This window comes from Pseudocitrobacter sp. RIT415, assembly GCF_003057695.2.
Taxonomy (GTDB): domain Bacteria; phylum Pseudomonadota; class Gammaproteobacteria; order Enterobacterales; family Enterobacteriaceae; genus Pseudocitrobacter; species Pseudocitrobacter faecalis.
The window spans coordinates 1-6,983 of the sequence record NZ_QBJC02000042.1 but is presented as its reverse complement, the minus strand read 5'-3'; the positions used below and the strand labels follow the sequence as shown (position 1 = coordinate 6,983).

At 51.2% G+C, this 6,983-nt stretch carries 8 protein-coding genes; 2 read left to right on the top strand and 6 right to left on the bottom strand.

Features of this window, described 5'->3' with window-relative positions; genetic code table 11:
* Both DBY68_RS22580 and DBY68_RS22575 read right to left on the bottom strand, forming a co-directional pair.
* Positions 1–294: DUF1294 domain-containing protein (locus tag DBY68_RS22580; RefSeq protein ID WP_146745498.1), on the bottom strand; the 294-nt coding region annotated here is incomplete at its 3' end.
* A gap of 3 nt (positions 295–297) precedes the next feature.
* Positions 298–537 carry a helix-turn-helix transcriptional regulator gene (locus tag DBY68_RS22575; RefSeq protein ID WP_108477014.1) on the bottom strand — a complete coding sequence of 80 codons (240 nt, stop codon included), beginning with the start codon at positions 535–537 and terminating at the stop codon, positions 298–300.
* A gap of 100 nt (positions 538–637) precedes the next feature.
* Here DBY68_RS22575 and DBY68_RS22570 point away from each other — a divergent pair, with 100 nt between their 5' ends.
* Together DBY68_RS22570 and DBY68_RS22565 are read left to right on the top strand one after the other, a co-directional pair.
* The gene (locus DBY68_RS22570) at positions 638–892 is read left to right on the top strand and encodes a helix-turn-helix transcriptional regulator (protein ID WP_108477013.1); all 255 of its coding nucleotides are present in this window, start codon (positions 638–640) and stop codon (positions 890–892) included.
* A gap of 343 nt (positions 893–1,235) precedes the next feature.
* The gene (locus DBY68_RS22565) at positions 1,236–1,592 is read left to right on the top strand and encodes a hypothetical protein (protein ID WP_108477012.1); all 357 of its coding nucleotides are present in this window, start codon (positions 1,236–1,238) and stop codon (positions 1,590–1,592) included.
* Positions 1,593–1,722: 130 nt separating this feature from the next.
* Here the strand turns inward: DBY68_RS22565 and DBY68_RS22560 are convergent, their stop codons facing one another.
* The 4 genes from DBY68_RS22560 to DBY68_RS22545 form a co-directional block, all read right to left on the bottom strand.
* Entirely contained in the window at positions 1,723–2,742 is a 1,020-nt protein-coding gene (locus DBY68_RS22560; RefSeq protein WP_233503926.1) for a fimbrial protein, read from the bottom strand.
* A 95-nt stretch (positions 2,743–2,837) separates the two neighbouring features.
* On the bottom strand, positions 2,838–5,357 hold the full coding sequence (locus tag DBY68_RS22555) for a fimbria/pilus outer membrane usher protein (RefSeq protein WP_108477010.1): 2,520 nt from the start codon (positions 5,355–5,357) through the stop codon (positions 2,838–2,840).
* On the bottom strand, positions 5,357–6,019 hold the full coding sequence (locus DBY68_RS22550) for a molecular chaperone (RefSeq protein WP_108477009.1): 663 nt from the start codon (positions 6,017–6,019) through the stop codon (positions 5,357–5,359). Before DBY68_RS22550 ends, DBY68_RS22555 begins: the two co-directional genes overlap by 1 nt.
* Before the next feature lie 72 nt (positions 6,020–6,091).
* Positions 6,092–6,676, bottom strand: coding sequence for a fimbrial protein (locus tag DBY68_RS22545; RefSeq protein WP_108477008.1), 585 nt, complete (start codon positions 6,674–6,676; stop codon positions 6,092–6,094).
* Positions 6,677–6,983 lie beyond the last annotated feature (307 nt).

Here is a 6,983-nt window from a genome sequence, read left to right as displayed (position 1 = left end):
ATTCACCACCACGCTTGCGACAAACCAGCGTTTGAACGGCTGCTTCTGTGTTTTATGCCTGAACAACTGCTGAGCGGCTAACCCGCCGGGCCATCCACCCACAAGGCCATACATCAATAGCGTTCTTTCGGGTACTCGCTGCCAGCTTCGACGTGCCGCAAATTTATCGGCACCGTAGATGAAAAATGTCAAAACATTGACCAGCAAAAACCACGCCCATACGGGATGTAAAAACCAGAAGCTGGCAATGAATGATATGGCCAGTAAGCCATAACAAATTTTATTGATCATCACGTATTAATTACTCAGAGCCATAACTTTTTTGATAACCGTAGCCGGATCAATCGAAAGCAATTTTGCTAAATGGATGAACTCAACCACGTCCAGCCTGCGCTCTCCATTCTCAACCTTGGCAATAAATGACTGGGGCTTACCTAATGCTCTTGCAAGAGTCGTCTGTGTTAATCCTTGCTCAAGGCGCGCATTCCGTAACGCGCTTATAACAAGCTGATATTCTTGAGAATAAATGGATGACATGTTTCTTTCTCGATTTTTATCCCAAAATCGAATATCAGCGATTTACTCTTTTATCCCAAAACGGGATAATTCATGTTTTTAAAGTACCAAGGATGAATAAATGCCCCCACAGAACTGGCACCCCGCCGACATCATCGCCGCACTGCGCAAGCGCGGTACCAATCTGGCGCGCGTATCCCGCGAAGCTGGGCTGGCCTCCTCTACGCTGGCCAATACGCTGAATCGACCATGGCCCAAGGGCGAGTGGCTCATTGCTAATGCGCTTGACCTGCATCCTTCGGTGATCTGGCCTGCACGCTATCAAAACTGTCACGATACGCGTCTGCCCAGAGAGACGATCATCGCGGAAAAATAGCGTCTGATATTGGAGCCTGGGGATTTATTGCATCCGGGCTCCCTACGAATTGAACCGGGAAGTCTGCAAGAAAGATTATTTTATTGATTTGTTGAATACATAATTCAGTAAATCCTGAATCTGAGGCGGCGCGTAAAATATGCCTGCAATCACACGTTTTTTCATGGATTAACGCAGCCAGATGAATGATTTATTAACCATAATTTATCGATGATTTTTCACTACCAAAATCACTCAATGCAGAACATCCTGACCCAAATACAGTTTATTCCTAATGCATCTCCCGGTTCGCTCTGCCATGCTGAATACAGCTCATACAGCCATAACGATAGATGAGGATATTATGAAAAAAACAATGATCGCATTATCTGCCCTGCTGCTGGCTTCTCCTGTTTTTGCCGCAACCACCCACGCAACGGACGATACCGTTGCCGCGGCGCATGAGAATGCGAATACCGCCAAAGAAAAGCTGCATCAGGCGCAGCATGAAGGCGAAGAGCTGAAGCTGAAATCTAAACATGCTGCTGAAGGTAAAGCAGACAGCACCGGGAGCAAAGTGAGCGAAGGCTCGCAAAAAGCCTGGAACAAAACCAAAGAAGGTACTGAAAAAGGCTGGAACGCCACCAAAGAAGGTACCGAGAAAGGCTGGAATAAAACCAAAGAAGGTGCTGAGTCGCTGAAAAATAAAGTGACTGAGTAATTTCTCAGCGTGATAAAAAGGCCGCTTCGCGGCCTTTTTGCTTTGGTGCTTATGCCGGATGCGCTGCGCTTATCCGGCCTACCGGTTATCTGCAATAGATTGGAGTTGCGGTATTTTGCTGGCTAACAACTCAGTTATACACCAGCGCAAACGTCACAATACTGTTCGCTTCCCCTGCGGTTACGCTACCTTCCGTCTGAACATACTGCGCCGAAAAATTCACGTTCTCCGCATTCCCCGCATTTGCCGCCGTCACATGCTTGAGAATGGGCAGATTAGTCGCCTGGTTAATTTTGACGGACGTGCCGGGTGAAGGCGCAGAGGCAGCATTGTTGCCATAAGTCAGCTTAACGCCAACCCCCGTTGCCATATCGCTACTTTTCGTCAATGCCAGCGTGTCGTGGGAATCGCTGGCGGCCATGATCCCGAAAAAGCCTACTCTGACATCGCTGGGTGCCGAGCAATAAACCGGAATATCAAACGACCGGGCAGAGCCTGCCGTCAGCCCTTTGCCCTTAAATTCGGCGCGATTAACAGATCCCAGATTAACCTGAATGCTGGAGGTGCTGACCTGACAGCTACCGCTGGCACCGATATCGACGTTAAGCGCCGCCAGATCAATCGATACCGGATTGCTTTTCACACTGGGCCCGCTGGCAGTGCGATCCTCAATATAGAGTTCCCCAAAATGCGGCTGCGATTCAACGTTGGCGTGGTTGCCGCCGCTCATCGTTACCTCACCCGTTTTATAGAAAGTGATATACATCTTGACGATGGGTTCGCGTTCACCGAGCAGATCCGGCAGTTCATCACTGTCACATACCGTTACCGACTCACCACCTGCCGGGGCCGTGCTATCGCCGATATAGCGAATCGGCCCACCGTTACACTGGAATCCTGCCGAGTAGCTCACGCCATTCAGTTTTGAGGCAAACACGTGATGACCGTTAATCACCGTCCCGGCACCGGTCGTGTCTTTTTGTTGATAAACAATGCGTTTCCAGTTTGCCAGCGGTGCCTGCAAGTCACAGGTGAAGTGGATCCCATTGCCGTTATCTGCCATCTGGTTAGTCATTTGCGAGTTCACAGGCAGAGTGGGAAGGTAGGTTAAATTCTGGGTATTCAGCGTCATCTGCCCGACGCTCGCCATGCAGGTTTCAGCGTGCGAAGCGTGGCTATAAAAACCGGCAATCAGCAGAAAAATGAAAAACAGCGCGCAGTCACGATGTCGCATATCGCCCTCTCTTATAAGCAAAGGCCGGTGACAGTTTTCACCGGGTTCTGCTGTGGGTTACTGGAAATATGGAAGTGCAGCGTACAGTGGTGCGAGATGTTATCGGTTTGCCATTGCGCCTCCAGCGTGCCTTCTTCTGGTACGCCGCTCAGATACACCTGCCCCTGTTCGGCAACAATACCGCTGGCTGGGGTCGCCTCGTCGTCGCTGGTTTTGCGTACCTGCGCGGTGGCACCGAAAGGCAGTGGCCCATGGTTATCGTTAAGAGTAAACAGAACGCGGTTACCGATATGCGTTTGATAATTCGCCATTACTACCGCACCGCCGCCGGGGATCACCGTCTGACCCTGAAGATCGACGTCGGTGTCATCTTTTAACGACTCGGTGTCGAGGGTAATGTAGTTTTTGCGATACGCTGTTAAGGTTGGCACCACCGCGTAGCCGCGCCAGTCCGTATGCACGTTCGTCCCATTCTGGATAGCCACGTCCGAGGCTCCTGGCGCGCGAACAATCGCAAAGCTATCGCCCGTACTCTGCCCAAACGTAATCCCGTGGGGATGGGCGACAATCGAGCCCGATGCGCCCCAGGTCAACTGGTTACTCTGCTTATCGTGGCGATAACCAAGCTGAGTGCTGCCGTAACCTCCGCGATAATCAAGCGCAACGCTGCTGTTCGCGCCCTGGCCGTTATTGCCGTAACCCTGCTGGACGGTGTAGTAGAGATTTTGATTTTCCGGCACCGAGCCGTACAACGAAACCTGCTGCGAGGTATAACCGTTGTTATCTGACGTGGTGTTATAACTCACCGAGCTGTTTGGTAACCACTGGCCGAGCGGGATCGTGACGTTGAACGACAATGAACGATCCGATTTATTCTCTGCGGAAGATTTGGTGTAGTAGTAGCCCACGCCCCACGAAACGCCCTGCCAGGTGTTATAAAACCCCAAATGCACGGTTTCATCGTGACGCCCGGTGCGCCAGTATCGCTGCGAATAGGCAGATGCCGTCAGGCTGGTGCTGCCGCCAAGGGGCTGCGAAATTGAGATCTCTTCGCGACTACGCTTGTTATCCACCAGGCCATTTTCACTCTCCAGCGCGTTGGCTTCGCTGAAGTCATAAAACCCGCTGGATGAGTAGCGATAGCTGGCAAGGTTAAAGGTTGTACCGGTCAAATTCACATCTTTTTGGTACTGCACGCGGACGGAGTGACCGGAATAACGTTTACCGGAAGGCGTGCGCGTATTTGCCCAGGTCACATCCGCGCCCAACGATCCGAAATCGCCAAAACCGTGCCCCACGCCGCCCGCCCAGGCTTGATAATCTTGCGCCAACTGGCTGCCGGCGTAGAGAGTCAAACTCGCCGGTAGCCCGTAAAACAACGTCGACTGAATAAACTGCGGGGAACGATTCCCGTCGAGACCTGAATGGTAATGGCCTGCGCTGACGCTGTACTTCAGTCGCCCCTCGCGCAGCATAAAGGGAATGGCGGAATAAGGTTGAGTAAACGTGCGCTCGGAACCATCACTCTCTTTTACCGTGACCTCAAGATCGCCACTTTGCGCGGTAGGATAGAGATCTTTCAGAGCAAACGCCCCTGGTGCAACATAGGTCTCATAAATCACATAGCCATGCTGCGAAACGGTCACTTTAGCGTTGCTGTGAGCCATCCCGCGGATCACCGGCGCAAAGCCGCGCATGCTGTCCGGGAGCATCTCGTCATCCGAGGAGAGCTGCGCCCCGCGAAACTGCACGCTATCGAAAATATCGCCCGAGGTATAGGTATCCCCCACACGCAGCAGGCTTCTCAAAGACTTCACATCACGCTGCAAATAGGTGCTTTGTGAGCGCCAGTGGCTTTTTTTATCGTATTGCATCGACGAAACGTTGCGCAGCCGCCACGCGCCCATGTTCATGCCGCTGCGTAAACTTAAATAGTTGGAGTTGTGTTCGCCGTCGCGATAACGCGATTGTGCCCCGGTCAGGTTGTAATTCACAAAGGCTGTGGGTACGCCGTCATCCCAACGAGCCGGGTCAACGTAGCCGCGGCTTTGCAGGTTCATTGCCGCCTGCGGAATACTGAGATTCAGCCGCTGCTCGCTAAAATCGAACGCACTGCTGGCATCAGGGATATAACGACTGATTTGGGTAAAGGTTTCGCCGTCATGCAGTTGATTAAAAGCAGAAAAGGCGCTGACATTGACCCCGAATTCCGCCAATTGCGCTGCTGTCAGCTGCGGTTGCAGGGTGCCATTGTCCTCAACAAAGGTCACATTCCCCTGCCCGACCTGCTGGTTGTTCACCCAGATAGCTACCGGGTACGTACCGGGCTGCTGGCCGCCATTTTTTTCGAAATAGTGGAGATCGGCGGTTTTCTGCTGAGGATCCGTCACCTCCAGCGCAGCCGGGTCGAAATAGTCATCGGCCAGCGCCAGACGGTAATGGCACAGCAGAAACAGTGCGGTTGGCACCGTCGCCAGCAGCAGTAACGGGCCGGTCGGCTTATACAGAGGGCTGCGGGGGAACTGGCACATTACTGCTGCGCAACGTCAGTTATGCCGCCGAAATCATTAATCGCACGCCATTTCACCGTCCCTGAACCGCTAATCGGCCACGTTAAAGACGACATGGGCGCAACCATTCCCGGCTCATCGACCTCTTTTCCCGCAACAGAAACGGAAAATAACGACACATAATAGGGGGTCGGGTTATTTACCACTAAATGATTACCCGCTGTGTGAAATTGCAACTGCTGCCATGCTTTACTCGGATCGCCCGCTAAATCGGCAGGGCGATAAAAAATCTTGAATTTAGATTTAATATTTACCTGTAACTTATTCACATCCCCTTTCTGGGACGGCGAAATCGTTTTCACGTTCAACCAGAATACGGACTCCCGGTCATGCGGCAATTCCATCCCGGTAAAGCTAATACGCAGCATATTTCTTTTTTCAGGATCGAGACGGAACAGCGGTGGCGTCACAATAAAGGGCACCGGGCGTTTATCATTTTCGTTAAAATTCTCAGCCCAGGATTGCACCAAATATGGCGTGTGGGTATCGGCATTTGTGACTGAAATAGAGGCTTCTCGCTTCCCTTCCTCATAGACTACGCGGGTTCCCCCCACGACGACGCCCGCCTTAGCAGCAGTAACCAATAATAATGAAAGAGCAACGCCAGCGATAATACGTTTCATAAATAGCATTCATTTGTCAGGGGAAACGAGAACTGAGGAATGAGCAGGAGAAACCCCCTGCTCAGATTCGACTTAGTTGTAAACCATTTCGAAGTTGGTTACGCCGTCAGCGTTACCTGCCGTAACTTTATCGGCGGTGGCGCGATAGTCAGCGTAGAACAACAGATCAGCGGTACCGGCCTCGCCATTGCTACCAGCATCAATCGGATACGCTTTGGAGATCGTCCCCAGCTTAACCTGCGTGGTTTCATCCGCTTCAATCAGCTTAATGCCGACGCCTTTTGCATCGCCATTGATCGCCAGTAGATCGCTCTCATTGGCATCATGCGTGCCATCGAACAGTACAGAAACTTTGCTCACTGAAGACGGGCAATCTTTCACATTAATATGGAAAGGCGTTTTGGTAGTTTCCGTACCGGTTGCTTTAAAGTAGCTGCTTGCCCACTTACCCAGATCAACCACCTGATTGGTACTGTTGGCATCGATATCACACGCGGCGTCAGTAATTTCCCCGGTAAATTTCACCTGCCCACCTGCGCCCTGAGCACCATCAGCCGCGGGCACGGTAGTGGTCATGTCGTTGGCAATAGCGGAAAGCGTGGTACCTGATGCCAGAGCCGCGATAACAACGGCCATAATACGGAACTGCGATTTCATTTTATTTCTCTCTTCTTTGACGGCTATCCAATGCGGTATACGCGAAGCAAAAAATGCCAGGCGATATCGCCAGTTCTTCCGTGTTGAAGTTAATCGTCGTTCCATCGGTAGGATATTTTGCACAGTCTTTATCTCAGTTTTCTCAACTGAACAATATCGACTTTTTTTGAGCGTCAGACCCGATAAACATATTAGGTCTGCGAATAAATAATATCGACAACAGCACGATTTGCAACAACAAATTATGTAGCCTGTGCGTTGCCAAATTAAAACATTTCTAATTTAATCGTTAAAATAAAACGATGTG

What these genes read in the sequence shown, in the direction of transcription:
- DBY68_RS22575 (WP_108477014.1), bottom strand. Translation starts at nt 537, where the DNA reads ATGTCATCCATTTATTCTCAAGAATATCAGCTTGTTATAAGCGCGTTA.
- DBY68_RS22570 (WP_108477013.1), top strand. Translation starts at nt 638, where the DNA reads ATGCCCCCACAGAACTGGCACCCCGCCGACATCATCGCCGCACTGCGC.
- DBY68_RS22565 (WP_108477012.1), top strand. Translation starts at nt 1,236, where the DNA reads ATGAAAAAAACAATGATCGCATTATCTGCCCTGCTGCTGGCTTCTCCT.
- DBY68_RS22560 (WP_233503926.1), bottom strand. Translation starts at nt 2,742, where the DNA reads ATGGCGAGCGTCGGGCAGATGACGCTGAATACCCAGAATTTAACCTAC.
- DBY68_RS22555 (WP_108477010.1), bottom strand. Translation starts at nt 5,357, where the DNA reads ATGTGCCAGTTCCCCCGCAGCCCTCTGTATAAGCCGACCGGCCCGTTA.
- DBY68_RS22550 (WP_108477009.1), bottom strand. Translation starts at nt 6,019, where the DNA reads ATGAAACGTATTATCGCTGGCGTTGCTCTTTCATTATTATTGGTTACT.
- DBY68_RS22545 (WP_108477008.1), bottom strand. Translation starts at nt 6,676, where the DNA reads ATGAAATCGCAGTTCCGTATTATGGCCGTTGTTATCGCGGCTCTGGCA.